Origin of the sequence: Paraburkholderia silviterrae (assembly GCF_004353915.1) — a bacterium.
Taxonomy (GTDB): domain Bacteria; phylum Pseudomonadota; class Gammaproteobacteria; order Burkholderiales; family Burkholderiaceae; genus Paraburkholderia; species Paraburkholderia silviterrae.
In genome coordinates, this window is record NZ_SMRP01000001.1 from 857472 (window position 1) to 882189 (window position 24718).

18 protein-coding genes are annotated in these 24718 nt (G+C 65.8%); 7 read left to right on the forward strand and 11 right to left on the reverse strand.

Going from position 1 to position 24718, the window contains the following annotated elements:
* The 3 genes from EYW47_RS41305 to EYW47_RS03760 all read right to left on the reverse strand — a co-directional run.
* A partial coding sequence (locus EYW47_RS41305) for a two-partner secretion domain-containing protein (RefSeq protein ID WP_205710009.1) occupies window positions 1-3471 on the reverse strand: 3471 nt, incomplete at its 3' end.
* Between the two features lie 334 nt (window positions 3472-3805).
* Entirely contained in the window at window positions 3806-4690 is an 885-nt protein-coding gene (locus EYW47_RS03755; RefSeq protein ID WP_133193511.1) for a LysR family transcriptional regulator, read from the reverse strand.
* Window positions 4691-4708: 18 nt separating this feature from the next.
* Window positions 4709-6136: a DUF2252 domain-containing protein gene (locus EYW47_RS03760; protein ID WP_133193512.1), complete on the reverse strand. Its 1428-nt coding sequence runs from the start codon at window positions 6134-6136 to the stop codon at window positions 4709-4711.
* Between the two features lie 249 nt (window positions 6137-6385).
* On the opposite strand from EYW47_RS03760, the gene gltS reads away from it, so the two are divergent.
* The 3 genes from gltS (at window position 6386) to EYW47_RS03775 (ending at window position 9500) form a co-directional block, all read left to right on the forward strand.
* Window positions 6386-7621, forward strand: a complete 1236-nt coding sequence (gltS, locus tag EYW47_RS03765; protein ID WP_133193513.1) for a sodium/glutamate symporter — start codon at window positions 6386-6388, stop codon at window positions 7619-7621.
* 94 nt (window positions 7622-7715) lie between these two features.
* The gene (locus EYW47_RS03770; protein WP_133193514.1) at window positions 7716-8345 is read left to right on the forward strand and encodes a LysE family translocator; all 630 of its coding nucleotides are present in this window, start codon (window positions 7716-7718) and stop codon (window positions 8343-8345) included.
* 177 nt (window positions 8346-8522) lie between these two features.
* Complete coding sequence (locus EYW47_RS03775; RefSeq protein WP_133193515.1) at window positions 8523-9500, forward strand: 2-dehydropantoate 2-reductase; 978 nt, start codon at window positions 8523-8525, stop codon at window positions 9498-9500.
* A 161-nt stretch (window positions 9501-9661) separates the two neighbouring features.
* On the opposite strand, the gene EYW47_RS03780 is transcribed toward EYW47_RS03775, so the two are convergent.
* Complete coding sequence (locus tag EYW47_RS03780; RefSeq protein WP_240763512.1) at window positions 9662-10705, reverse strand: LysR family transcriptional regulator; 1044 nt, start codon at window positions 10703-10705, stop codon at window positions 9662-9664.
* Window positions 10706-10733: 28 nt separating this feature from the next.
* Window positions 10734-12062 carry an oxalate/formate MFS antiporter gene (oxlT, locus tag EYW47_RS03785; RefSeq protein ID WP_133193516.1) on the reverse strand — a complete coding sequence of 443 codons (1329 nt, stop codon included), beginning with the start codon at window positions 12060-12062 and terminating at the stop codon, window positions 10734-10736.
* A 361-nt stretch (window positions 12063-12423) separates the two neighbouring features.
* On the opposite strand from oxlT, the gene EYW47_RS03790 reads away from it, so the two are divergent.
* Window positions 12424-13368: a LysR family transcriptional regulator gene (locus tag EYW47_RS03790; protein WP_133193517.1), complete on the forward strand. Its 945-nt coding sequence runs from the start codon at window positions 12424-12426 to the stop codon at window positions 13366-13368.
* A 140-nt stretch (window positions 13369-13508) separates the two neighbouring features.
* On the opposite strand, the gene EYW47_RS03795 is transcribed toward EYW47_RS03790, so the two are convergent.
* From EYW47_RS03795 to EYW47_RS03815, 5 genes are all read right to left on the reverse strand, one after another.
* Entirely contained in the window at window positions 13509-14513 is a 1005-nt protein-coding gene (locus EYW47_RS03795) for a hypothetical protein (RefSeq protein WP_133193518.1), read from the reverse strand.
* Between the two features lie 168 nt (window positions 14514-14681).
* Window positions 14682-15515, reverse strand: a complete 834-nt coding sequence (locus tag EYW47_RS03800) for a fumarylacetoacetate hydrolase family protein (protein ID WP_133193519.1) — start codon at window positions 15513-15515, stop codon at window positions 14682-14684.
* A gap of 158 nt (window positions 15516-15673) precedes the next feature.
* Window positions 15674-16921, reverse strand: coding sequence for a formyl-CoA transferase (gene frc, locus EYW47_RS03805; protein WP_133193520.1), 1248 nt, complete (start codon window positions 16919-16921; stop codon window positions 15674-15676).
* Between the two features lie 416 nt (window positions 16922-17337).
* Complete coding sequence (locus EYW47_RS03810) at window positions 17338-18066, reverse strand: GntR family transcriptional regulator (RefSeq protein ID WP_133193521.1); 729 nt, start codon at window positions 18064-18066, stop codon at window positions 17338-17340.
* Window positions 18047-18283: a hypothetical protein gene (locus EYW47_RS03815; protein WP_133193522.1), complete on the reverse strand. Its 237-nt coding sequence runs from the start codon at window positions 18281-18283 to the stop codon at window positions 18047-18049. The genes EYW47_RS03810 and EYW47_RS03815 overlap by 20 nt, the downstream gene beginning before the upstream one ends.
* Before the next feature lie 152 nt (window positions 18284-18435).
* Here EYW47_RS03815 and EYW47_RS42645 point away from each other — a divergent pair, with 152 nt between their 5' ends.
* The gene (locus tag EYW47_RS42645) at window positions 18436-18915 is read left to right on the forward strand and encodes a DUF2917 domain-containing protein (protein ID WP_133193523.1); all 480 of its coding nucleotides are present in this window, start codon (window positions 18436-18438) and stop codon (window positions 18913-18915) included.
* Here EYW47_RS42645 and EYW47_RS03825 read toward each other — a convergent pair.
* Window positions 18887-20050, reverse strand: coding sequence for a porin (locus EYW47_RS03825; RefSeq protein ID WP_133193524.1), 1164 nt, complete (start codon window positions 20048-20050; stop codon window positions 18887-18889). The genes EYW47_RS42645 and EYW47_RS03825 overlap by 29 nt on opposite strands.
* Before the next feature lie 608 nt (window positions 20051-20658).
* Between EYW47_RS03825 and mprF the strand changes: the two genes are divergently transcribed.
* Both mprF and EYW47_RS03835 read left to right on the forward strand, forming a co-directional pair.
* Window positions 20659-23271 (forward strand): bifunctional lysylphosphatidylglycerol flippase/synthetase MprF, encoded by a 2613-nt coding sequence (gene mprF, locus EYW47_RS03830; protein ID WP_133193525.1) that lies wholly within the window; start codon window positions 20659-20661, stop codon window positions 23269-23271.
* The gene (locus tag EYW47_RS03835; RefSeq protein WP_133193526.1) at window positions 23268-24671 is read left to right on the forward strand and encodes a virulence factor family protein; all 1404 of its coding nucleotides are present in this window, start codon (window positions 23268-23270) and stop codon (window positions 24669-24671) included. Before mprF ends, EYW47_RS03835 begins: the two co-directional genes overlap by 4 nt.
* The last annotated feature ends 47 nt before the right edge of the window (window positions 24672-24718 follow it).

A 24718-nucleotide genomic window follows, 5' to 3' on the forward strand; every position in this document is an offset into this window, starting at 1 on the left:
ACCGACCGTCGCCGCAAGGCCGTTCTGGCCGATGATCGAACCCGCCGCGTTGTTGAGCGCACCGGCCTGCGCCACGATCTGACCGTTGCTCTGGATCGTGCCGCCAGCGTTCGAGAGCGATCCCGCGCCGCTGTCTGCATCGATCGTCATCTTGCCCTTACCGGCGTGCGTGATCGTGCCGCCATCGTTGTCGAGCGAGCCGGTCGCGAGCGTGAGATCCGTGCTGTTGGTCTGGAGCGAGCCGCCGTTCGAATTGTCGAACGTGCCGCCAACATTGAATCCCATCGCCGACGTGCCGTACTGCGTAATCACGCCGCCGTGGTTCAGCACGTTCGCCGCAATCAGCGCGATCTGGTTCGCCTCGATGTCGCCACTGCTGTTATCGAGCGTGGAACCGATTGAGAGCGTCAGATTCGGCGCAACGATCGAGCCACCCTGGTTGGTCAGCGGGCCGCTATGGATCGTGGTGTTCGCGCCGGCGTTAATCTGGCCGCCATCGTTTTTCAGTGCGCCGCTTGCGAGGCTCAGATCGGTATTCGAAAGCAGCTTGCCGTTCGCGTTGTTCAGCACACCGTTGACCGTTGCCGCGAGACCGTTCTGTCCGATGATCGAACCCGACTCGTTGTTGAGCGTGCCGGCCTGCGCCACGACCTGGCCGTTGCTCTGGATCGTGCCGCCAGCGTTCGAGATCGATCCCGCGCCGCCGCCCGCGTTGATCGCGAGCTTGCCGCTACCGGCATGCGTGATCGTGCCGTTGTCATTGATGAGCGCCCCAGGCGCGAGCGTGAGATCCGTGCTGTTGGTCTGCAGCGTGCCGCCCGCCGCGTTGTCGAACGTGCCGCTGACGTTGAAGCCCATCGCCGACGTGCCGTACTGCGTAATCACGCCGCCGTGGTTCAGCACGTTCGCCGCGGCCAGCGCGATCTGGTTCGCCGCGATATCGCCACGGCTGTTGTCGAGCGTGGCGCCGATTGTGAGCGCCAGATCGGGAGCGACGATCGAGCCGCCGCTATTCGTGAGCGATCCGCTGTGGACCGTTACATTCGAACCCGCGCCGATCTTGCCGCCATCATTGTTCAGCGTGCCGCTGGCAAGGCTCAGGCCGGTATTCGAGACCACGTTGCCGTTCGTGTTGTTGAGCGCGCCGCCGACCGTTGCCGCAAGACCGTTCTGCCCGATGATCGAACCCGATGCGTTGTTGAGCGCACCGGCCTGCGCCACGACCTGCCCGTTGCTCTGGATGGTGCCGCCAGCGTTCGAGATCGATCCCGCGCCGCCGCCCGCGTTGATCGCGAGCTTGCCGCTACCGGCGTGCGTAATCGTGCCGTGGTCGTTGATGAGCGTGCCGGGCGCAAGCGTGAGGTCCGTACTGTTGGTCTCGAGCGTACCGCCCGCCGAGTTGTCGAGCGTACCCGATACCGCAACGCTCATCGGCCCCGAGCCCGTCTGCGTAATCCTGCCGCCTTCGTTCACGAGGTTACCCGGCGTCGAGATGGCGACCGCGACCCCGTCGATCGTGCCCTTCGTGTTGTCGATGGACGCGCCGCCAGCGGTTGTCGACGTGCCCGAGAGCGTGCCGCCAGCGTTGTTCAGTGCGCCAGTCGCGTTCGCCGTGAGCGAGCCGCCCGCGGTGATCTGGCCGCTGTTGGCGAGGTTCCACGCCTGCAATACCGCGCTCGAAAGCGCCGAGATCTGCCCGGCGTTCGTGAAAGAGTAGGCGCTCGCACTGATGTTGCCGTTGCCGCCGATTACGCCGTCCATGCCATTGAGCAGCGTTCCGGTCACCCCGAGGTTCAGACCGTCGCCGTTCAGCGAGAGGATATGACCGCCCGTATTGTCGAGCGACGACCCTGACACCGACAGACCGGCGGCACTCTGCATCGTCCCCTGGTTGTTCGCGATGGCGCCGCCGCGCACCTGCATCGCGCCCTGCGAGACGAACGAGCCGCCCTGGTTCGCGATCTGCCCGGCTGCCTGCGCGACCAGCGGCCCGTGTGCAGAGACCGCGCCGCCCTGGCTCGACAAGTTGCTCGCGCTGAGCGTCACGCTATTGCCGCCGGTGAGCGTACCGCGGTCGTTGACAAGCGTACCCGCTGCGTTTGCCGTAAGCGCGCCCCCGGCGCTTGTCGTGGCACCGGCGAGATTCAGGTCGCCGGCGTTCGCCGTCAGCGACAGATTGCCGTTGGCCGCCGTCTCGCTGCCCGCGAGATACACGCTGCTGCCCGAGAGATTCGCGTCGCCGCCCGAGACGTTCTGGCCGGTGGCCGTCAGCGTGCCCGACGAGCTGACGTTCAGGCTTGCGGCCCGCGTGACGTAGCCGTTGCTGTCCACACCCGAAGCGAGCGCGCCAGTCGATGACACGGAGCCCGCGCCGACATTCACGGCCTGCTGCGCGGCCAATGTGCCGCTGTTGACAAGCGCTCCCGCTGTGCTGGCCGAGAGCGCCTGCTGTGCGTACGTGGAGCCGCTGTTCTCGATGCCCTGCGTGGCGTTGAGCGCCACGTTGCCGCTCGCGCTGGTCTTGCCCGAGAGCACGAGCTTGCCGTCTGCCTGCAAGGTCAGGTCGCCCGACTGTGCCGCGAGCGTTCCGGCATTGCCCACGCCCACCCCGTGCTCGTTGCTCACGAGCAGGATTCTCCCGGCGTACATCCCACCCAGCTGACTGACGTCGATCGAGACGGGCGAAGGGGCGCCGTTACCCGCGATGGGTGTGGCCGCGAGCGTGTCATGGTTGACGTTGTTCGCACCAGCGATGACGTTCAGGGAGTTCGCATAGATCGCCGCATTGACCTGCAGGGCCCGCGTGATCAAGTCCACCTGATCGACGTTCGAGCCGTTGAACCCCTGGCCCTGCACGGCGATGTTGCCGCCCGTGACGTTGTAGCCGGTGAGTGCTCCGTTGGCGTCGATGAGCGGCACGCCGGTTGTCAGGACCGCGCGCGAGGTATTGATAAAGGAGCCGCCATTCACCGACAGGCCCGATGGATTGGCGATGACGACGGTCGCCCGCTGGCCTGCAACTTCGAGCGCCCCATTGAACTGCGAGGGATTCGGGCTATTGACCTGGTTGACGATGACTCTGGCGGACTGGCCCGGCGCAAAATTCGGGTTGCCGTTGATGTAGCCCGCCTGCTGCGTCTGGACGAGGGTCGGCGAGTTATTGAGGATCGCGCCGTTCCTCTGCACATCGAACTGGCCGTACGTATTCATCGATACGCCAGCGCCGCTCGGTCGATTGATGTTGACTTGAGGCAGACCATTGGCGGTCTGCTGCACCGTCGGCGCGTTTGCCCCTGACGGGACGATCTGCGCGAAGGCGCCGAGCGGCACGCCCGCGAGCAGCACCGCCGTGACGGTTGCCGTCACAACCGTTTCACCGCGTCCCCCCTTGCCGCTTGCGCTTGCCGTCTCTTCCACGGCCACGAACATCCCGCGCAGACGGCTATAAACCAGCCTGTAGTTTTGATTCACCGATCAACCCCGCGTCGCATTTATTTATCACGCGAGCCTGACTGCGGAGTGATCTCAAAACACTTCAAAAATTGTCAAAATCGCCCAAACAGGAACGACTTCAGATTTTTCTCAAACAATTTGATGCGCAGCACATATTTTCGTCGCTTGCTTACAACAAGCATTCACCAAGTCCCCCCGGGTCAGCCGCGCCCCACGAACGGCATCTTGGTCGCCATGATCGTCATGAACTGCACGTTCGCCTCGAGCCAGTCATGGTCTCTGCCTCGTTGCGATCCATTTCAATCGATTCCATCGTTCAAGTCGTTGCCGTTGCGCTACGGGCCAGGCTCGCTCAGCGCGCGGCCAGCATCGCGCGCAGCACGTCCACGAACGCGTTGCCGGCCTGCGAATCCATGCCGCCGTCGCGCCACACCGCGAACACGCCCACGCTCAGCTCCGGCTCCACGCGGCGGATCGCGACCGGCTCGCCCGCGCTCCTGGCGGTGATCTCGTCGAGCAGCACGCGCCCGATGCCGCGCGCCGCCAGCGAGCGCGCCACGTACCAGGTCTGCGCCTCGACGGCGGCAAGCCGCCCATCCACCCCCTGCGTCTCGAGCAGATGGCCGATGGTCTCGCCAAGCGGATCGACGTTGCCGATGCTGATCCAGTCGCCGTCGACGAATTCCTGCAGCGCGAGCGGAACGTGGGCAGGCGTGGGATCGTCGGGCGGCGCCACGCACACCACGGCCGTGCGGCCGAGTTCGAGCGCTTCGATGCCGGGCCGCGCGGGCGGGTTGAGCGCAACGCCCACGTCCAGCTCTCGTGTGAGCAAGGCGTTGAGCAGCTCGGCCGTATGGCGCGTCTGGACCTTGAGCGAAACGGCCGGGTAGCTCGCGCGAAACGCCTGCACGGCCTGCGGAATGAGGCTGAGCCCGAGGCTCGGCAGACAGCCGATGCGCAGCAGTCCTTGCGGATGCAACGCGAGATTGCGTGCGAGGTCGCGAATGCTGTCGAGGTTCGACTGGAGCTTCTGCGTTTCGGCGAACAGCAATTCGGCTTCGCGCGTGGGCTGCAGGCGGCCGTGCGCGCGCGCGAACAGCTTCAGGCCCGCGCTGCGCTCGGCATGCGCGAGCACCTTGCTCACGGCGGGCTGCGAGACGCACAGGAGCTCGGCGGCCTTCGAGAGCGAGCCCGTGCGCATGATTGCGTGGAAGACTTCGATATGACGTAGACGCATGAGACTCGAACGCAAAAATCAGATGCGAAAATCGGCGGCCATGTCCTCGTCGCTGCGCGCCACGATCTCGCCGCTGCGCGCGGCCTTGATGAACGCCTCGTAGTCGCGTTCCACTTGATCGGCGTAGCCGGCTCCATAGCCGGCCATCGCTTCGGCGAACTGATCACCGCGCCCGATATACGAAGCGATCTCGATGGCGGCGTTGCCCGACTTCGCATGCGCGCGCGCCATCGCCCAGCCGCACATGCGCGCATAGCCCGCGAGCAGCGTGCTGTCGAGCGTCTCGAGGTCCACCGAGAGCTTCATGTCGCGCAACTGGCGGAAGTAGAAATGACGCCCCGAGGGCCCCGTGGACCAGCCGAGGAAGAGATCGCTCGCGGCCTGCAGCAGGCGCTGCCCCTGCACCACACGCGCCCCCTCGTGCTTGAACGCCGGCGCCTTGAAATACTGGGAAATGACGGACTGGCGTGCCTCCTTCAACTGCAGGAAGAGCGGCTTGCCGTGATGGTCGACGAGCAGCATGACGAGGCAGCGCGTGCCCACGCTGCCCACGCCCACCACCTTGAAAACGAGATCCTGGATCTCGAAGTGCTCGAGCAGCTCGCGGCGGTCGGGGGCGAGCGTCTTCAGATAGGCCTCGTAAGTGGGCGTGATCAGCGAGCGCCAGTCGCCGAGCGTGAGCCAGTTGTCCTCGCGCTCGTAAAGCGAATTCGGGCCGTGAACGTGAAAGAGCGCGGGCGGCGCGTCGCGGATCGTCCAGTGGGTATTGGCTTTCCCTTCGCGCTCGTCGCGAAAGGCGAGCTTGTCCAGCATGCTCTCGTGCGTGCGGCCCGCGGCCTTCTCCATGCCGCGGCGAATCAGGCGGCGGCCCTCGGGCGTGAGTGCGGTCTCCACCATGCGGTCGAACGTGATCTTGTCGTACCAGAGTTCCAGCGCGCCGAAGTCCGCATACTGGCGCATGCGGTCGCGATAGGTGGTCACGGTCGTCATCACGAGCTCTTCGGCCACGCCGCGCGAGTAGCGCATGTGGCGCGCCGCCACCACGAGACTCGCGACGAGCCGCTTGAGATCCCACTCCCAGGGGCCGAGCGCCACTTCGTCGAAGTCGTTCAGATCGAACACGAGCTGGCGCTCGGGCGTGGCAAAGCCACCGAAGTTCAGCAGATGGCCGTCGCCGCAAATCTGCATGGCCATGCCCGTGTTCTGCACCTGGGCGAGATCGTGTGCCTGCAGGATCGCGCTGCCGCGAAAGAACGTGAACGGCGAGACGATCATGCGCCCGTAGCGCAGCGGCACGAGATTGGGCACCCGCCCCTCGCTGTTCTTCTTGAGCAGCGCGACCGGATCGCGCCGCAACTCGCCCAACTGCCTGTGGCTCGAACGCTTCGCGCGCTCGCGCGCGGCACGGCCGGCCGCCTCGCGTTCTGCAACGGTCCTTCCATTCATGAACGGCTCCCTTTCTCGAGGATGTTCGTGGATGCTCGTGATGCGCACCGCATTGGCTTGCAGGTAAAGCCTGACGCGCTGGCATATTTAAGCGTGCGGCCCCATTTTGTGCAAGCCGGCGCAGTCAGCGCGCACGGCATGCGCCGCTCATGTACCGTGCCCACTGGACGCCGCGCGCATTGACGCCATCGGCGGGTAGCGCCCCGGTAATATGCCCGAGCCCGTTCCTTCCCGCATTGCGAGGTCACCATGAACGTCGATGTCTACGGAACACTCGTCGCCGCGTCGCTCGTGCTGTTGCTCGGCAACCGGCTCGTGGCCGCGCTGCCGCTGCTGCGCAAATGGACGATTCCCGAGCCGGTGGCGGGCGGCCTCGTGGCCGCGCTGGCCGTGTTCGGCCTGCATTCGTTCGCGCACGTCGATGTGCGCTTCGACGTCTCGCTGCAAACGCCGCTCATGCTTGCGTTCTTCGCGACCATCGGACTGAACGCCAAGCTCGCGAGCCTGAAGTCCGGCGGGCCCATGCTCGCGCGCTTTCTTGCCGTGGTGGTCGGGTTGCTCGTGCTGCAGAACGTGATCGGCATCGGGCTGGCGTACGCGCTGGGCGCCGACCCGCTCTTCGGTCTGCTGGGCGGCTCGGTCGCGCTCTCGGGCGGACACGGCACGGGCGCCGCGTGGGGCAAGGTCTTCACGGAGCGCCACGGGCTGCAGTCGGCGACCGAGGCCGCCATCGCCTGCGCGACGTTCGGGCTCGTGATGGGCGGCATCCTCGGCGGCCCGGTCGCGCAGCGGCTCATCAAGCGCCTCGGACGCGGCGACCCTGCAGCGGCGCGCGCGGCCGGCGCAGGGACCGATCACCGTGCTCCTGCCGCCGAGCCAGGCCCGCAGGCGTTCGAAGAACCCCAGGCCGAGCAGCCGACCACCGCCGCCGCCTTCATCGAAACGCTCACGCTGATCGCCGTTAGCCTCGCCGCCGGCAACGTGCTCGCGCGCTGGCTCACAGGCACGGCATTCGAGCTGCCCGCCTTCGTGTGCGTGCTGTTCGTGGCGGTGCTGCTCGCCAATGGCCTTGCCGTGCTCGGCTTGCCCGCGATCGAGCACGCCGTGGCGCTGATCGGCAATGTGAGCCTCGCACTCTTTCTCGCGATGGCGCTCATGACCCTGCGGCTGTGGGACCTCGCCGCGCTTGCGCTGCCGGTGTTCACGATCCTCCTCGCGCAGACCGTGCTGATGGTGCTCTACGCGAGCTTCGTCACATTCCGCGTGATGGGCTCGAACTACGACGCCGTCGTGCTCGCGGCAGGCCATTGCGGCTTCGGACTCGGCGCGACGCCCACCGCCATCGCCAACATGCAGGCGGTGACCGCGCGCTTCGGCCACTCGCATCTCGCGTTTCTGGTCGTGCCGATGGTGGCGGCTTTCTTTATCGACATCGCCAACGCCATTGTCATCAAGCTATTTCTCGCGCTGCCCATTTTTCACTGAGCAGCCTCGCGCACGAAAGCGCCGATCCGCCACGGATGAACTTCGCGCTAGAATCGCTCGATGCGCCACCACGCGCGCTGCACCGAGCACGATCATGTCCCTCACTGCCTGGCTCCTTTTCCTGCCCGCCTGCTTCGCGCTGAACATGGCGCCCGGGCCGAACAACCTGCTGTCGATCAACGTGGCCGCGCGCCACGGCTTCATGCGCGCGCTGGTGGGCGGCACGGGCCGGCTGGTCGCCTTCGCCGCGATGATCGCGCTCGCGGCCACCGGGCTCGCATTCGTGCTGCGCGCCTCGGAGGCCGTCTTCTTCGCCATCAAGCTTGCAGGCGCGGCCTATCTCGTGTGGCTCGCCGTGCAGCTCTGGCGCAGCGACGCCGGCCCGATCGGCATCACGGGGATGAAGCTCGACGACGATACCACCCTCGCGCGCATCGCACGGCGCGAATGCCTCGTGGCGGCGGGCAACCCGAAGGCGATTCTCGTATTCACCGCGTTCCTGCCGCAATTCGTCAACCTCGCCAAGCCGATGCTCCCGCAATTCGGCGTGCTGGGCGCGAGCTTCCTCGTGCTCGAATGCGTGGCCATCGCGCTCTACTCGCTCGCCGGCATGTACCTGGGGCGCTGGCTCACGCGCGCGAGCGTGCGCCGCTGGTTCAACCGCGCGTGCGGCGCATTTCTGGGCGTCATCGGCGTGAGCTTCCTGCTCGTGCGCCGCGCCTGATCCCTTGCCTTCGCTTCGTCTCTGCGCACATCGGGAAAACGCGTAGTTCATAACGCATTCCTGATGATTCAGCCGAGAAACTTTAACTGTCGTTAATCGACGGCACCCCCTATGCTCGAACCATCGTCCGCATCCCAAATGCGGACACGCGGTTTTCAACGTCATTGGGGAATCCATATGAAGATCTGCATCTTTGGAGCGGGCGCCATCGGCGGCATGATGGGCGTGCAGCTGGCCCGCGCGGGCGCCGACGTGAGCTTCATCGCACGCGGCCCGCATCTGGCCGCCATGCGCGAGCGCGGCGCGCGCCTCTTGATGGACGGCGAGGAATATGTCGCAAAGGTCCGTTGTACGAACGATCCGCGCGAGCTGGGCGTGCAGGACGTGGTGATCATCACGCTCAAGGCGCATTCGGTGGCGGGCGTGATCGACGCGATGCAGCCGCTCATCGGCAAGCACACCGCCATCGTGACGGGCACCAACGGCATTCCCTACTGGTACTTCCACCGCCACGGCGGCAAGTTCGAAGGCTCGCGGCTCGAAAGCATCGACCCGGACGGCTCGCAATGGACGCGTCTCGGGCCCGAGCGCGCGATCGGCTGCGTGCTCTACCCCGCCGCCGAGATCGACGCGCCGGGCGTGATCCGTCACGTGTACGGCAAGAAGTTTCCCCTCGGCGAGCCTTCGGGCGAGCGCACCTCGCGCATCGTGCAACTGCACGAAGCCATGACGGCGGCCGGCTTCGACGCGCCGATCCGCGAGAACATTCGCGACGAGATCTGGCTCAAGCTGTGGGGCAATCTCTGCTTCAATCCGATCAGCGCGCTCACGCACGCCACGCTCGACGTCATCACGGAGGACCCGGCCACACGCGCCGTCGCGCGCACCATGATGCTCGAAGCGCAGCGCATTGCCGAGCAGTTCGGCGTGCATTTCCGCGTGGACGTGGAGCGGCGCATCAATGGCGCGGGCGCGGTGGGTGCGCACAAGACCTCGATGCTCGTCGATCTGGAGCAGCGCAGGCCGATGGAGATCGATCCGCTCCTCACCGTCGTGCAGGAGATGGGGCAGCTCGTGGGCGAGGCCACGCCCGCCATCGACACCGTGCTCGCACTCGTGAAGCAGCGCGAACGCATGGCGCAACGGGCAGCGTGAAAGCAGGCAGCCAATGCTCAGACGGGCCGCGTGAAAGCGCGGCCCGTTTTGCGTTGACCGCCAAGTTCTCTCTGTTTGGCGAAAGAGGGAAAAGCAAGACAAAAGGAAACGCGCTCGCGTATTGCGCGAATGGCCGACGACGGCCGGCCGGGAGGGAGGGATCAATCGATGCGCGCCAGTGCGGCGGCATCACGCTGGAAGCCGTCCGCTACGTGCGCAACGTGGTTCGCCGGGCCATCGGCGGCGGCGTCCGTCACAACGTGCCCGTCCGCGGCGAACTGCGACCAGGACGCCTGCGCGCAAGGACGCAATGAACGATCGCGGCGCCGCACGAGCAGCGCGCTCACCATCATGACGGGATGCAGCACGCGCGCGACGAGCGGCCCCGCCGGCATCGGCCAATGGCAGGCTGCGCCCGCCGCATCGCCGTGCGTCGCACGCGCGCCGCCGCCTTCGCTACTGATGGGCAGGATGCCAATGCCCATCCCCAGTTGCACCATGCGCGCAACGCCTTCGACGTGGGCGAGCTCCTGCACGGGTCGCCCTTCGGGCCGCAGCCCCTGGAGCGCGCGCATGACCACGCCACGGCAGCCCGCATCGCGATTGAGCGTGACGAGCGGCTCGCGCGAAAGATCGTCCCAGCGCAGCGCGCCCTGCAGCGCGAGCGGATGATGCGAGGGCAGCACGGCGCACAACGGCGCGGCGCCAAGCGGCTGCACCTCGAGGTTGGCGCTCTGGAACGGCATGGCCTCCGCAATCACGCCAAAATCGGCTTCGCCCTGCTCGACGGCCTGCAAGACCGCGTCTTGCGGCAAGTCGCGCAGTTGCAGCGCGAGCGAGGGAAACGCCGCGGCACAGCGCGCGAACGCAGCGGGAACCCAGCCCGACGAAAGCGCGGGATTGCTCGCCACGAGCACGACCCCGCTATACGCCTCGCGCGCGTCGCGGCCTTCGCTCAACGCCATCTCGATCTCGTCGAGCAGTCGCCCGATGCGCCGCTCAAAACCGCTGCCCGCGAGCGTGAGCTCGACCTGGCGTGTGGTGCGATCGAAAAGCTTCAGATCGATGGCCTCTTCGAGATCGCGCACGCAGCGGCTGACCGCCGACTGCGTGAGCCCGAATTCGCGCGCGGCGCGCGTGAAGCTGCGCTCGCGCGCCACCGCGACGAATACCTTGAGTTGCTGGAGCGAAACGTTCATCGACATGGTCGGGCCTGTTCCCCTGGAGCGCCGCTCATTCGCCCGCCTGGTTGGGCCAGGGCTGCAGGCCAGCCGGATTGGCGGCAAGCATGGCGGAGTGTTCGTCGCTGCGCTCGATCAGGCGTTGGCGCATGGGCGCGAGGATGAACTTGGCGCTCACGCCCGCCGCGATCGTGATGACGGCAGCCGCAACGAACACGGCGCTCCAGCCGCCCGTGGCCGAGAGCACGGAGGCCACCGGCACGAGCAGCGCGGCCGTGCCCTTCGCGGTATAGAGCGTGCCTGCGTTGGCGGCGGCGTACTTGCTGCCGAAGGTGTCGGCGCAGATCGCCGGGAAGATCGAGAAAATCTCGCCCCAGAACAGGAAGATGAGCGCGGCGAACGTGATGAACGCATACGGGTTCGTGCCGTACTGCATCATGCCGAGCAGCGCGAGGCCTTCGCCCACGAAGATGAAGAACATGGCGTTCTCGCGGCCGATCTTGTCGGAGATGAAGCCGCACAGCGGCCGCGTGAAGCCGTTGCAGATGTTGTCGATCGACAGCGTGAGCGTGAGCAGCGGCAGCGTCGCGCCGAACACGGTCATCGGCATGCGTGCGAGGCCCCAGTCCTTCGCGATCGGGCCGATCTGCGCGGTCGCCATCAGGCCGCCCGCGGCAACGGCAACGAACGCCAGATAGATGACCCAGAACACGGGCTGCCTGACCATCTGCCCCGGCGTGTAGTCGATGCGCGTGACGAGACGGCGGCCAGCCGCCATTGCGGCGCGCGGCACGGGCTTCACGAGCAGCAGCGCGAGCAGGAAGATCGCAACGCCCTGGAGGACGCCGAAGACAAAGAACGTGTGCTCGTAGCCCGAGCGCGTGATCATGTTCGCAATCGGAATCACGGTGACGGCGGCGCCCGCGCCGAATCCCGCTGCCGTGAGGCCCGCAGCCAGCCCGCGACGATCCGGGAACCACTTGAGCGCATTGCCCACGCAGGTGCCGTACACACCGCCCGCGCCCACGCCCGCGAGCACCGACCCCGCGTAGAGCATCGGCAGCGTCGTGGCATACGAGTAAAGCACCCATGCAAGGCCCGCACATACGGCACCGCCCATGACGACCGGGCGCGGGCCGAACTTGTCGACGAGCCAGCCTTCGATTGGGACGAGCCAGGTTTCAGTCAGGATGAAGATCGAGAACGCCAGCTGGATCGATGCTTCTCCCCAATGATGGCGTGCGTTCATGGGCGCGACGAACAGCGTCCATGCGTACTGCAGATTGGCAACGAGCGCCATGCATAGCATGCCCAGCACCAGTTGACTCCAGCGGCTCGTCCAAAACGGACCGCCCTCGCTCCTCTGACTGATTGCATTCATCCCGGTTGTCTCCACTATTCATTCACGGATTGCAGCCGCTTTGCCGGCATGCATAGATATTGATTTATGATCCTGAGCCCGCCCTCTTTTACCGCTCTTTCTTATTCGATCCGGCACACGAAAATTCGAATGGAAATTCGCAATCCCGCTTTCCTTCATTTAATTCATTAAATGCCTGAAAAGCCCATCCTCGAAGCCTTCAATTACGGGTTTTCCCGCTACAAATCACCTATCCCAAGCGTTAACCCGCACACCGACACACGGCATTCGAACTCCTTTCAAATCATGGTATGGTGAATACTCGATTACTAATAATTAAAGTTTGTTATTATCTTGATTCAGTATCCCTTATGGATCGGCCATGACCATGCGAAACGCCACGCTGCGCCAGTTGAAGGTCTTCGAGACCGTGGCGCGCCACCTCAGTTTTTCGCGAGCGGCGGAGGAGCTTCATCTCACGCAACCGGCCGTCTCCACCCAGGTCCGGCAGCTCGAAGACCACGCGGGCCTGCCGCTCTTCGAGCAGCTCGGCAAGAAGATCTATCTCACGCCTGCCGGCACGGAGATGCTGCACTACAGCCGCTCGATCATGCAGCAGTTCCATGAAGTCGACGAGGCCATGAGCCAGCTGAAGGGCGTCTCGGGCGGCAAGCTCAACGTGGCCGTGATCAGCGCAGGCGATTACTTCTTTCCGCGCCTGCTCGCCGAATTCACGCGCCGCTACAAGGGCGTGCAGCTCAATCTCTCGGTGCACAACCGCGAGCAATTGCTACAGCAGCTCTCGACCAATCAGACCGATCTCGCGGTCATGGTGCGTCCGCCGCACGCTACCGACGCCATCAACGAAGCGTTTGCCCCCCACCCCTACGTGATCGTGGCGGCGCCCACGCACCCGCTTGCCCACAAGCGCGGCATCAAGCTCAGCACGCTCGCGAACGAAGCGTTCATCGTGCGCGAACGTGGCTCGGACACGTGGAACTCCATGGAGGAAGGCTTCGCAGGCAAGATCACGAACCTGAAGATCGCGATGGAGATCCAGAGCACCGAGACGATCAAGCAGGCGGTGATCGCAGGCATGGGCATCGCGTTTCTCTCGGCGCATACCATCAGCCTCGAATTGCAGGTCGGGCACCTCACCGTGCTCGACGTCGAAGGCTTTCCGGTCATGCTCAACTGGTACCTCGTGCACCGCAAGAACAAGCGCCTGCCGCCCGTCGCGCTCGCGTTCAAGCGCTTCCTCCTCGAGGAAGGCGCGCAGCTCATCGAAAACATTACACGTGTGTCAGAGTTGACAGTTCATAAGTAAGGTTTGATGGGTCGATGCAAAATCATCAGGCGTAGTTGATCCTTCGCGCCCTTTGCCGCCAGACGGCGCTGCGCCAGACGGCGTTGCCATGGGGTCCGAATCGATGCCGTGCCCTTCCCCGACTATTTGAATGTCTTGCTTCAGTGTGGCCCCTGTCGCTGCCTGAGCGCGCCGTGGCGGCTGCGGTTGCGCCTTCGGCGCGGCAGGTCCTGCGAGGCATGATGCGATGCACGTGGCGCTTCGCAGGGCGGGTCGCAGTCCGCGAGCCACATGTCGAGGCTCGCGGACTCGAAGGCGTCACGGCCGCCAGCCGCGACAAGCCATTGGCCAGGCACGCCCACGAAGTGCGCTCGCGCGGGCGGCCTCGACGCGATCTGCGAAGGCACGCTGGCCTGCGCGCCGGCGGACGCGAGCACGGTGCCCGGACGCGGCGCAGCAGGTCGGCGCGCGCCGCCCATCAGACGCACGCCGAGCGCGGCAGCAAGCACACAGGCGGCCACGAGCACCGAGAGCCCGAATTCGGCCGAGGCCATACGCATCGCCGCGAAACCGTAGCCCAGTATCGCGAACAAAGCGAACGCAATGGCATGGATCACACGATCGCCCTGGCGGAACGGCAAGCGGCTGCGCTCGCTCGCGCGTGCACCGCATATGAGCGCGTTCGCAGCGGCGCCTGAAAGCACCGCGCCGAGCGTCGCCGTGATGTAGAGCGCGGCGCGCCCGGATGCGGGCAACTCAGGCAGCAGGAGAAAACTGGCGAAAGCGACGCAGATGGACGCCGCACCCACCATGCAGCCCGCCGCCGCCATTGCCCGTGCGCGCTTCGCGAGGTCGTGCCGTGCGCCCAGCCACAACCCGGCCAGCGCGCCGCATTCCGCAGCGGCGAGCGCATCGGGCACATGCGCAACGAGCGCCGCCAGCAAACCCGGCGGCACGGTCACGAGCAGTGCGAACGAAATGGCGAGCGCGATGCGCGATCGCGGCTTCACCTCGCGCACACGCTTGCAGCGCGGCTTCGCGCGCTGCGGCGCGCGAAGCGCCCATGCCGGCGCGAACGCAGACAATTGTGCAAATGCACATACAAGCCACGCGAACAGCAGGCCGCCACCCAGCCATGCCAGGTCGCCCGCCAGTTGCTCCGGCATCTCTCCTCCTCGCACGCGGCGCTCATGCCGCGCGCGTCATCAGTTCGAGCTTCGTATGCCTGCTGCGGCGCCTGCTGCCATCGCGCCCTCGATCGACCGTCTCGGCGCGCGATGCATCACGCCGTGCATCGCGCCCCGCTTCGGCACGCCGTCCCACTCGTTTTCCCGCTATGCAACCGTCGCCGACTGGCGCTCGCGGCCCGCGCCCGCCGGATCATGCGCGTCGCCGTCCGGTCTCGACCCCAGCGCGTTCGACAGCGTGCCAATGCCTTCGATGCAGACCTCGACCGTCGCGCCATCGCCGATCGAGCCCACGCCCAGCGACGTCCCGCACGCAATCACATCGCCCGGCTCGAGCGTGAGGTCCTGCGAAATCAGGCTCACTTGCTGCGCAGGCGTGAAGACCATGTCGTCGAGCGGATAGTTCTGCCGCTCCACGCCATCGAGCCGCGTGACGACGCGCGCGCTGCGCCAATCGAAGCCCGAGACGATGGCAGGCCCCAGGCAACAGAAAGTATCGAAACCTTTGGCGCGGCACCATTGCGGGAAGTGCGGATTTTCGGCGAGCAAGCCCGCAGCGGTCACATCGTTGACGATCGTGTAGCCGAAGATCGCGTCCTCGGCCTCAGCGAGGCTCGCGTTGCGGCAACGCTTGCCGATCACGATGCCAAGCTCGCCTTCGAAGACGATTTTTCCCGCATAGTGGGCCGGACGGCGAATCGGCATGCCCGAGCCGATCACCGATTGCGCCGGCTTGATCAGAAAGAGCGGATGCTCGGGCACCGCCTTCTCGAGCTTTAACGCGAGCGCGTGGAAGTTATTCCAGAGTGCAACCACTTTGCCCGGCGCGCACGGCGCAAGCGGCGCGAGTGTGCGCAGCGAGAGCACCGCGCCCGTGGGCACCGCTTGATCGAGCCCTTCGTATTCATGCAGATAGCCATCTTCTACGCGGCCGAACACGATACTGCCGTCGTCCGCCATCAAGCGCATCCATGTGTCCATGCTTCGCTCCATCGTTGCGTGGCGCGCGGCACACCTGCGCCGCGCGGTCCATCGGTTCAAAGACTCACTCGTTCATGGGCGCGGGCTTATAGTTGCGCCCGCATCGATATCCGCATGCTGCTTTTCATGTCGCTACGCGTGGCGACGCGCAGTGGTGTTCAGATCGCACCCGAAGCGCGCAGCGAGCGAATATCCGCGGCGCTATAGCCGAATTCGGCGAGCACTTCGTCCGTGTGCTCGCCCAACAGCGGCGAGCGCGTCACATCGGTGGGGCTGTCCGAGAGCTTGATCGGATTGCCGACCGTGAGGTACTTGCCACGCACGGGATGGTCGACCTCGACGATGGTGCCGGTGGCGCGCAGCGACTCGTCGGCGGCGATCTCCTTCATCGAGAGAATCGGGCCGCACGGAATGTGCTGACGATTGAGCACGGCCATCACTTCGAATTTGGTGCGATGCATGGTCCAGTGCTCGATCTCGGCGAAGATCTCCTTCAGATGCGGCAAGCGTGCATTGGCCGTGGCGTAGAGCGGGTCGTCGAGCCATTCCTCGCGGCCGATCAGCTTGCAGATGCGGTCCCACACGGGCGCCTGCGCGATGAAATAGATGTACGCGTTCGGATCGGTCTCCCAGCCCTTGCACTTGAGAATCCAGCCCGGCTGGCCGCCGCCCGAGGCGTTGCCCGCGCGCGGCACGGCATCGCCGAAACCGTCGTTCGGGTATTGCGGATACTCCTTCATGACGCCGGTGCGTTCGAGCCGCTGCTGGTCGCGCAGCTTCACGCGGCACAGGTTGAGCACGCCGTCCTGCATGGCGGCCAGCACCTTCTGGCCGCGCCCGGTGTGGGTGCGCTGATACAGCGCCGTGACGATGCCGAGCGCGAGATGCAGGCCCGTGCCGCTGTCGCCGATCTGCGCGCCGGAGACGACTGGCGGGCCGTCGTCGAAGCCCGTGGTGGAGGCGGCGCCGCCCACGCATTGCGCGACGTTCTCGTAGACCTTGCAGTCCTCGTAGGGCCCGGGGCCAAAGCCCTTCACCGAAGCGACGATCATGCGCGGGTTGAGCGACTGGATGTGCTCCCAGCTGAAGCCCATGCGCTCGAGCGCGCCGGGGGCGAAGTTTTCTACGAGCACGTCGCAGTCGCGAATCATCCGTTCGAGCACGCGCTTGCCCTGCGGATTCTTCGTGTCGAGCGTGAGCGAACGCTTGTTGCCATTGAGCATCGTGAAGTACAGGCTGTCCGCGTCGGGGAGGTCACGCAACTGCTCGCGCGTGATGTCGCCGGCGCCGGCGCGCTCCACCTTGATGACGTCGGCGCCGAACCATGCAAGCAGTTGCGTGCAGGTCGGACCCGACTGGACATGCGTGAAATCGAGAATGCGCACCCCATCCAGTGCCTTGCCCATGTCATGTCTCCCTTGGTTAGTCGTGGCCGGGCGAGTTTCGAAAATCGGTGGACTGCGGGAGCGCCTGGGCGTCCGCGGGTTACTGCCTTGCTGCGTCCTTGATCAATACAGTATGTGATATATCACAACGAAGCAAGAGGGGATTTACCGCGTGCAAATGCAGGTCGAATGAGTTGGAAGCCTTATCTGGCATGGCTTCGACGGGATTGATGGGCTCTCGTCGTGCCACGGGGGAGGGAAAACCCCGAGTCGATAGTCGCGAGATATTTCAGATTCAGTGTGCGACATGCTGCGACCGACCTTGATGCGCATAAAGTCTCGTGGGGCCTCTCCGACCGTCGCGCCCAAAATGAAAAAGGCGGAAGACCATGAGGTCTCCCGCCTGTCTCACGAGGAGGACTGCCCCGTCGCGCCGCTCAGTCGAGAAAGTCGCAATGCTTCTCGACGTACGCCGCGAGATCGAGTGAATGCTGGCGCACGAGCCGCTCCGCGAGTTCCGTATCGCGCTTCTCGAGCGCCTCGATAATGCGCAGGTGATCGACGATCGAGCGCGAAGCGCGGTCGCTCTGCGAGATCGTCATGCGCCGGATCGCGCGCACGTGCACGAAGATGTTCTTGATCGTATCGAGGATCAGTTGCGACTTCGACAGCTCGACGATCGCCTGATGGAACGCGATATTGGCGTCCGAATACTCGGCGATATGCTCGGCCGGCGTGCTGTCGCGGAAATTGTCGAACATGTGGCGCAGCTTCGCGATTTCCTCGTCCGTTGCGTGGATCGTTGCGAGGCGCGCGGCCATGCTTTCGAGCGCGGCCCACATCTGGATCATCTCGACGATCTCGCGCTTGCTCTTGCGCACGATATAGATGCCACGGCGCGGCACCATGCGCAGGAAGCCTTCCTGCTCCAGCAGCGTCATGGCCTCGCGCACCGGCGTGCGGCTCACGCCAAGCGTTTCGCTCAGCACGCGCTCGTCCAGCCGGATCTCTTCACGCGTCTGGTAGATATCGGCGTCGGCGATAGCCTGGCGCAACATCGCATAAGCCTGATCGCGCAGGCTCAGGGTGGCGTTGATGGGCTGCAGCGCCAGCTTGAGCGGCGCGGCGTCCCGGGTGGCGACTGCTTCAGTGTGTTCTGACGACATTCATTGCCTCTTTAACAACCTGCACGCCGGCTCGCGGGCGACGCTGTGCATGCTCGGCCGGCTTCGCGCGCGACGCCTCGCCGAGACCGACATAGCGGCCGTGTTCCGCCGCCTGTTCGATGGCCGACTGCGGCAGCCATTTGGCGATCATAACCGTAGCCGCCGCGCCCAAGCCCACAACTGCCAAACCGAAGAGTGCGAGAGAAACCAAATCCATTTGAAGCTCCGCAAGATTGAATCATCGAATGACTCAATCATATGCTGCGTCGCGGCAAAAATCAATATTTTGTATGTGATATATCAAATGCAGATACTCGACATGCAAGGACCCCATCCTGGAGGAAACCGCCGCGCGCGGCAAGGGGCGGGATGACCGCCAAGGAACACAACAAAGCAGCCGCACCGGGGTGTGTGCTGCCACCGCCGGCCACTGATCATGCAAATCTTGTTGACAGTGCATGCGCGCCCCCCGTCTACGGTGCGCGCATCTGGCTCACGCGCGCCCGTTTCCCCTACGACCATTGGCTGCCCCCCGGCGAAATGCTGCGGGTCTACCGCGGCGAACGTCTCTGGCTCAGCGCGGACGGCGGCAACGCCGCAGCGCGCGTGATGCTCACGAGCGCATGGCGGCCGCCCGCTGCGCCGGCCGGCTGGCGTAGCTCACGGTGCGTCTCGCGCGCTAGCGGCTGCGGCCGGTCAGCCATCGAGGGCGGTGCCGCAGCGCAAGCAAGCGGCGCCTCACGCCCTGCCCTCATGCGAAAAGGCCAGACGCGCCGCCCATGCGGCGCGTCTGGCCTTCGCGAAGCAAAGCGCGCTCGCGTCAGAACTTGTGCCGCAGGCCGAGGTTGAACATGGTCTGCGTGGACGTTCCGTTATAGCCGTATGAGCCGATCGACGCTTCGGCCGGCATCGAGCCGCCCAGGCCGTCACCCTGATCGCCGCTCGCGTGCTGCCAGCCCGCGGTCATGTAGACGTCGGTGCGCTTCGAGAGGCTGTAGTCCGCACCGATCGACACCTGATGGTAATTCGCGCTCGTGTCGCCGTTGGCATGCGTGTAGGTATAGCCAAGGCCGAGCAGGAGCACCGGGCTCAGCTGGTAGTTCAGGTAGCCCTGGCCCGTGTTGTACTTCTCGGTGCTGCGGAACACCGAGCTCGCGTCCGGCGCGTATTGCGAGTTGCTGTAGCCGAGGCCGAACGTGAACAGGCCCAGCGAGTATTGCGCCGCTGCCCGTGCGATGGAAAGTGAGTGAGCGCTCGCATAGCCGCTGTTGATGGGGCCGTCGAAGGTGCCGTCCGAGGTGCTGCTCCAGCCGGTCGAGCGAATGCCGAGGCCGGCCTGGCTGTTGGCCGCATAGAAGTAGCCGCCCGCCAGCGCGATGGGTCCGTTGTTATAGGCTACGGCCGCCGAGTACGACTGTTCGGAACCCGTGGAGCCCGCGATGCCGCCAAACGAATACATGGCGGCGGCTTGCAGGCCGTTCCAGACCGGCGTCGTGTACTTGACGGCGTTGTTGACGCGGAAGCTGTTGTCGTAGTTGTCGACGTCGCCGGGCGTCGCGAAGACCGAGCCGAAGTAGTTGTCCTCGGTGATGCCCTGCACGAGGTCGATCAGCGGGTCATATTGGCGCCCGAGCGTGAGCGAACCGTACTGCGCCGCGGTCAGGCCCACATAGGCCTGGCGGCCGAACAACCGGCCGCCCTGGGCCAATTGGCCCGTCGACGGATTGAAGCCGTTTTCCAACTGGAAGATGGCCTTGAGGCCGCCGCCCAGATCTTCGGCGCCCTTCAAGCCCCAGCGCGAGCCCGAGAGATTGCCGAAGCTGCTGTTGCCGAGCGCCCAGAGATTTTTGGTGCCGTTTGCGTGATTGACGTAGGTGATGGAAGTGTCAATGGTGCCGTACAACGTGACACTGGTTTGTGCATGCGCCACGCCGGCAGCGCCGAGCGCGACGAACGAAAGCGAAGTCAGGACGAGTCTCTTCACGTCTTTCTCCCGGCGCAGTCAAACTTCCGCAGTCAAACAGCACGTGATCGGATCAGACTACCTCCACCGACACGCGAAGTAAAAGAATTAAAAAGCGTGTCTCGAATTGGTAACAGCAGCTTCAGGAAGAGTCGCGCGCGGCCGTAAATCATTGCCTCGCGCGGCGCACTCATGCCAGACCACGCGAGCGTTGCAGCGCGTCCAGCCATGTACGTAGCGCATGATTCATTAAGGCCCCCGAGGCATCCGCCTCAATTGATCAGACAAAAGACGGAGCAACGCGCGGTAAAATCCGGGTCTGCGCTTTTTTAGGCGCTCATCCGGTCCCGTTTGGTCCCGTTTGCGGTTTCGTCTGACGTTTCTTCCGAGGCTCGGTCAACCGCTCATCCCCTCCGCGCGTTTGCTGCTTTACCAGTTATTTACTAAGCGTTTACGGTTGGGTTCGCCGCTACGGCCTGCCGTCCAGGCTCGCCGCTACGGCCCCTCGCACTGCGTGCCGCGAAAGCGCCCAGCAGCCGGACCAACGTAACGAACAACACACAATGCCGCCCCCGAGGACGCCGGCCACGGCGCCAGGGCGGCATCTGAGAATCGCCAGGCCAACCCACATGCTTGACTCGCCCCCTTCGCGCATTGCGCGCGCCGCCGTCGTGGCGCTGCGCCGCCGCGCCCGCGTTCTGCGCCTGCAGCGCTTCGTGGCGCCGGCCCTGGCCATCGGCATCTGCGCGCTCCTGCTGCTGGTGTTTCAGCATCTCTCGCGCTCCGTCGACTATCGCTCGGTGATCCGCCAGCTCTGGCACCTGAGCCCGACGCAATGGACGGGCGCGCTCGGCGCCACTGCCATCAGCTTCGTCGCACTCGTCGGGCGCGACGCCATCGGCCTGCGCTACCTCGGTGCGCGCGTCTCGCGCGGCGCGCTTTGGGTCGGCGCCATCGCCGGCTCGGCGCTCGGCAACGTCACGGGCTTCGGCGCGCTCACGGGTGGCGCCGTGCGCTGCCGTGTCTACGGCGGCGCGGGCGTCACGGCAGCGCAGATCGGCCGCATGACGGTGTTCACGAGCGCCACGCTCGCCATCGCCCTCGCACTCATGACCGCGCTCGGCATGGTGGGCGCCGCCGACACGCTAGCGGGACTGCTGCACCTCTCCCCCGTGGCGCTGCGCTGGATCGGCGGCGTCGTGCTCGCGCTCGGCGCCGCGCTCATCGCGGCCTGCCCCGCGCAGGCGCGCGAGATCGAGCCGTTCAAGCGCGCCTGGCTGCGCTTCGCGGTGCCGGCGCGGCGCGACCTCGTTGCGCAGTTGCTGCTCGCGGCGCTCGACGTGGCGGGCGCGGGCCTCGCGCTCTGGTCAGTGATGCCGCACGCGCATATCGGTTTCGCCGACTTCCTCACCGTCTACACCGCCGCCATGCTGCTCGGCCTGATCGGCCATACGCCGGGCGGCATCGGCGTGTTCGAAGCGGCGATGGTGTTCGCGCTCGGCGCAAGCGTGCCGGCTCCCAAGGTGTTCGCCGCGCTGCTCGCCTATCGCGCGATCTACTTCGGCGCGCCGCTCGCGCTGTCGGCCGCGCTGCTCGCCGTATTCGAAGGCAGCGCGCTCAAGAATCCGCTCAACACGAACCTCGCGCGGCGCGGCGCGCTGGGCGTCTCGCAACTCGCCCCGCTGTTTCTCGCCATCGTCACCTTCGTGACCGGCAGCATGCTCGTGATCTCGGGCGCCACGCCCGCGTTCACCCAACGCATCGAACTGCTGCAAAACTTCATCCCGCTCTGGGTGCTCGAAAGCTCGCAGTTGCTCGGCAGCCTGTTCGGCGTATTGCTGCTGTTCGTCGCGCGCGGCCTGTTGCGCCGGCTCGACGCCGCATGGTGGCTAGCCCTCGTACTCGCGGTGGCCAACCTCGCGCTCTCGCTCACCAAGGGTCTCGCCTTCGTCGAAGCGGGTGTGCTGTGCGTGTTGATCGCGCTCCTCGTCGTCACGCGCCGCCGCTTCAACCGGCATTCGTCGCTGTTCGCCGAGCCCTTCACGCCGGCCTGGCTCGCCTCGGTGGGCTGCGTGATCGCACTCGCCGTGTGGGTGCTGTTCTTCGCCTTCCGCGACGTCGAGTACACCCAGCATCTGTGGTGGCAGTTCGCCTTCGACGAACGCGCGCCGCGCGCGCTGCGCGCGACGCTCGGTGCAGGGGTGTTCGCGGCGGCGCTCGCCTCGTGGCAACTGCTGCGTCCGGCGGCGGGCCGTTTCGTGATCCCCGCGAGCGAGGATCTGGCCGAAGCCGCGCGGATCGTGCGCGCGCAGGAGCGCAGCGACGCGGGCCTCGCGCTCATGGGCGACAAGAGCTTCCTGTTCTCTTCGTCGCGCAACGCATTCCTCATGTACGCGAAGCACGGACGCACGTGGGCCGCGCTGCACGATCCGGTGGGCCCGCGCGACGAATGGCCCGCGCTGATCCGCCAGTTCGTCTCGCTCGCGCACGCGCACAGCGGCCGTGCCGCGTTCTATCAGGTGCGCGCCGACGCCCTGCCGCTCTATCTCGACGCCGGCCTCACACTGATGAAGCTCGGCGAGGAAGCGCGCGTGATGCTGCAGGAGTTCGATCTCAAGGGCCCGCAGCGCGCGCATCTGCGCTATGCGCTCAAGCGCGGCGAACGCGATGGCTTCACCTTCGAGCACCTCGACCCGGCGCAGATGACCGACAGCCTGCCGGTGCTGCGCGCGATCTCCGACGCCTGGCTCGAAGAGCGCGACGTGCGCGAGAAGAGCTTCTCGGTGGCCGCCTTCGACGACGACTATCTCGCCGCGCAGAACGTGCTGCTCGTGCGCCAGAACGGCGCGCCGCTCGCCTTCGTCACCTTCATGACGACCGACCTCAACACCGACGCGACGGTCGGCGTCATGCGCCATCTGCCGGGCGCCTCGCCTTATGCGATGGAGTATCTGTTCACGCAGCTCGCGCTGCATCTGAAGGCCGCCGGCTATCAATCGCTCTCGCTCGGCATGGCGCCGCTGGCCGGCATGGGCCCGACGCCGCTGGCTTCGTCGTGGCACCGCCTCGCCGGGCTGATCTGGCGTTTCGGCGGCAAGTTCTACAACTTCCGGGGGCTGCGCGGCTTCAAGAACAAGTTCGCGCCGCGCTGGGAACCGCGTTATCTGGCCGCCTCGGGCTCGATCAGCGTATTCATCACCCTCGCGGATCTTTCGTTGCTGGCAGGAGGCTGGCGCTCATGATTCTTCGTATTCTCTCGCTGCCGCGCCGTGCAGGCGCCGCGGCGGGCGGCGCCTTGCTCGCGCTTTGCGCGGCTCAGGCCCATGCGACGCTGCCGCCCGCGCACACTGCGGTCTCGCACGTCTCGGGCGGCCGCTATGGCGAGGTCGCCGTGACGAAACCCATCGGCGCGATGCGCGGCTTTACCGTGTTGTTCTCCGCGGGCGAGCACTGGAGCGACGCCGACCAGACCCGCGCCGACGCCCTCGCGCAACACGGCGCCATGGTCGTGGGTGTCGACACGGAACGCTACGCGACCAACCTCGCGGCAGTGAAGAACGAGACCTGCCACAAGCTCTACGGCGACGCCGAAGCGCTCAGCCATCAGCTCGAACGCCAGGAAGCGTCGCACCAGTATTTCGCGCCGATCGCGATCGGCAGCGGCGAAGGCGCGCTCATCGCGCAGCGCATGCTCTCGCAGGCGCCCGCGAACACGATGGCCGGTGCGGTGTCGCTCGATCCCGCCGCCAGGCTCGATGCGCGCTTCGCCCCCTGCCCCGCCGATCCGACGCTTTCGCGCGGCAAGGGCTTGCCCGGCTTCTTCGAGCAAGGCGTGACGACCGTTGCCGATGCAACCAAACCGGCAGTGGCCGGGTCCGGTGCAACAGGTGCAACAGGAGCGGCCGGCGCGACACCGCGAGCGTTTGCCGCAAACCTCGCCGACGCCGACAAGCTCGTCGCGCTGACCGCGCCGCATCTGCGCGTGCAGGCGGAGAACGAGGAAGACGTGTCGGACCTGCCGCTCGTCGAGCTGCCCGCCGCGCAGCCGACCGACATGCTCGCCGTCGTGATTTCCGGCGACGGCGGCTGGCGCGACCTCGACAAGACGATCGCCGAGGCCCTCCAAAAGCAGGGCATTTCGGTGATCGGCTGGGATGCGCTGCGCTACTTCTGGAGCGAGAAGACGCCCGCGCAGACGAGCCACGATCTCGCGCGCGTGCTCAAGACCTATGGCGCGCGCTGGCACGCGAAGCACATCGCGCTCGTGGGCTACTCGTTCGGCGCGGACGTGATGCCGTTCGCCTACAACCGTCTGCCCGATGCGCTGCGCGAGAAGGTGTCGTACATGTCGCTGCTCGGCTTCGCGCCCGACGCCGATTTCCAGGTCCGCGTGACGGGCTGGCTCGGCATGCCCGCGAGCGAGAAAGCGTTGCAGGTGCGTCCGGAGCTCGCGAAGGTGCCGCCTGCGATCGTGCAATGCGTCTATGGCGCCGATGAGAAAGACACGCTGTGCCCGGCGCTGGCGAACACCGGCATCGAGCTCGTGAAGACGAACGGCAGCCATCACTTTGACGGCGACTACGGCGCGCTCGCGGCGAAGATCATTGCCGGGTGGAAGAAGGAGATTGCGGCGCGGGGGTGAGGCAGCAAGGTTTTGTTGGAGTCCCTTGACTCCAGGCAGATTTTGGA

Coding starts and splice junctions, on each gene's coding strand:
- oxlT (WP_133193516.1), bottom strand. CDS start 12,062: ATGAATGCAATCAGTCAGAGGAGCGAGGGCGGTCCGTTTTGGACGAGC.
- EYW47_RS03835 (WP_133193526.1), top strand. CDS start 23,268: ATGATTCTTCGTATTCTCTCGCTGCCGCGCCGTGCAGGCGCCGCGGCG.
- EYW47_RS03810 (WP_133193521.1), bottom strand. CDS start 18,066: ATGTCGTCAGAACACACTGAAGCAGTCGCCACCCGGGACGCCGCGCCG.
- EYW47_RS03760 (WP_133193512.1), bottom strand. CDS start 6,136: ATGAATGGAAGGACCGTTGCAGAACGCGAGGCGGCCGGCCGTGCCGCG.
- EYW47_RS03815 (WP_133193522.1), bottom strand. CDS start 18,283: ATGGATTTGGTTTCTCTCGCACTCTTCGGTTTGGCAGTTGTGGGCTTG.
- EYW47_RS03790 (WP_133193517.1), top strand. CDS start 12,424: ATGACCATGCGAAACGCCACGCTGCGCCAGTTGAAGGTCTTCGAGACC.
- EYW47_RS03800 (WP_133193519.1), bottom strand. CDS start 15,515: ATGGACACATGGATGCGCTTGATGGCGGACGACGGCAGTATCGTGTTC.
- EYW47_RS42645 (WP_133193523.1), top strand. CDS start 18,436: ATGACCGCCAAGGAACACAACAAAGCAGCCGCACCGGGGTGTGTGCTG.
- EYW47_RS03775 (WP_133193515.1), top strand. CDS start 8,523: ATGAAGATCTGCATCTTTGGAGCGGGCGCCATCGGCGGCATGATGGGC.
- EYW47_RS03770 (WP_133193514.1), top strand. CDS start 7,716: ATGTCCCTCACTGCCTGGCTCCTTTTCCTGCCCGCCTGCTTCGCGCTG.
- frc (WP_133193520.1), bottom strand. CDS start 16,921: ATGGGCAAGGCACTGGATGGGGTGCGCATTCTCGATTTCACGCATGTC.
- mprF (WP_133193525.1), top strand. CDS start 20,659: ATGCTTGACTCGCCCCCTTCGCGCATTGCGCGCGCCGCCGTCGTGGCG.
- EYW47_RS03755 (WP_133193511.1), bottom strand. CDS start 4,690: ATGCGTCTACGTCATATCGAAGTCTTCCACGCAATCATGCGCACGGGC.
- EYW47_RS03795 (WP_133193518.1), bottom strand. CDS start 14,513: ATGCCGGAGCAACTGGCGGGCGACCTGGCATGGCTGGGTGGCGGCCTG.
- gltS (WP_133193513.1), top strand. CDS start 6,386: ATGAACGTCGATGTCTACGGAACACTCGTCGCCGCGTCGCTCGTGCTG.
- EYW47_RS03780 (WP_240763512.1), bottom strand. CDS start 10,705: ATGTCGATGAACGTTTCGCTCCAGCAACTCAAGGTATTCGTCGCGGTG.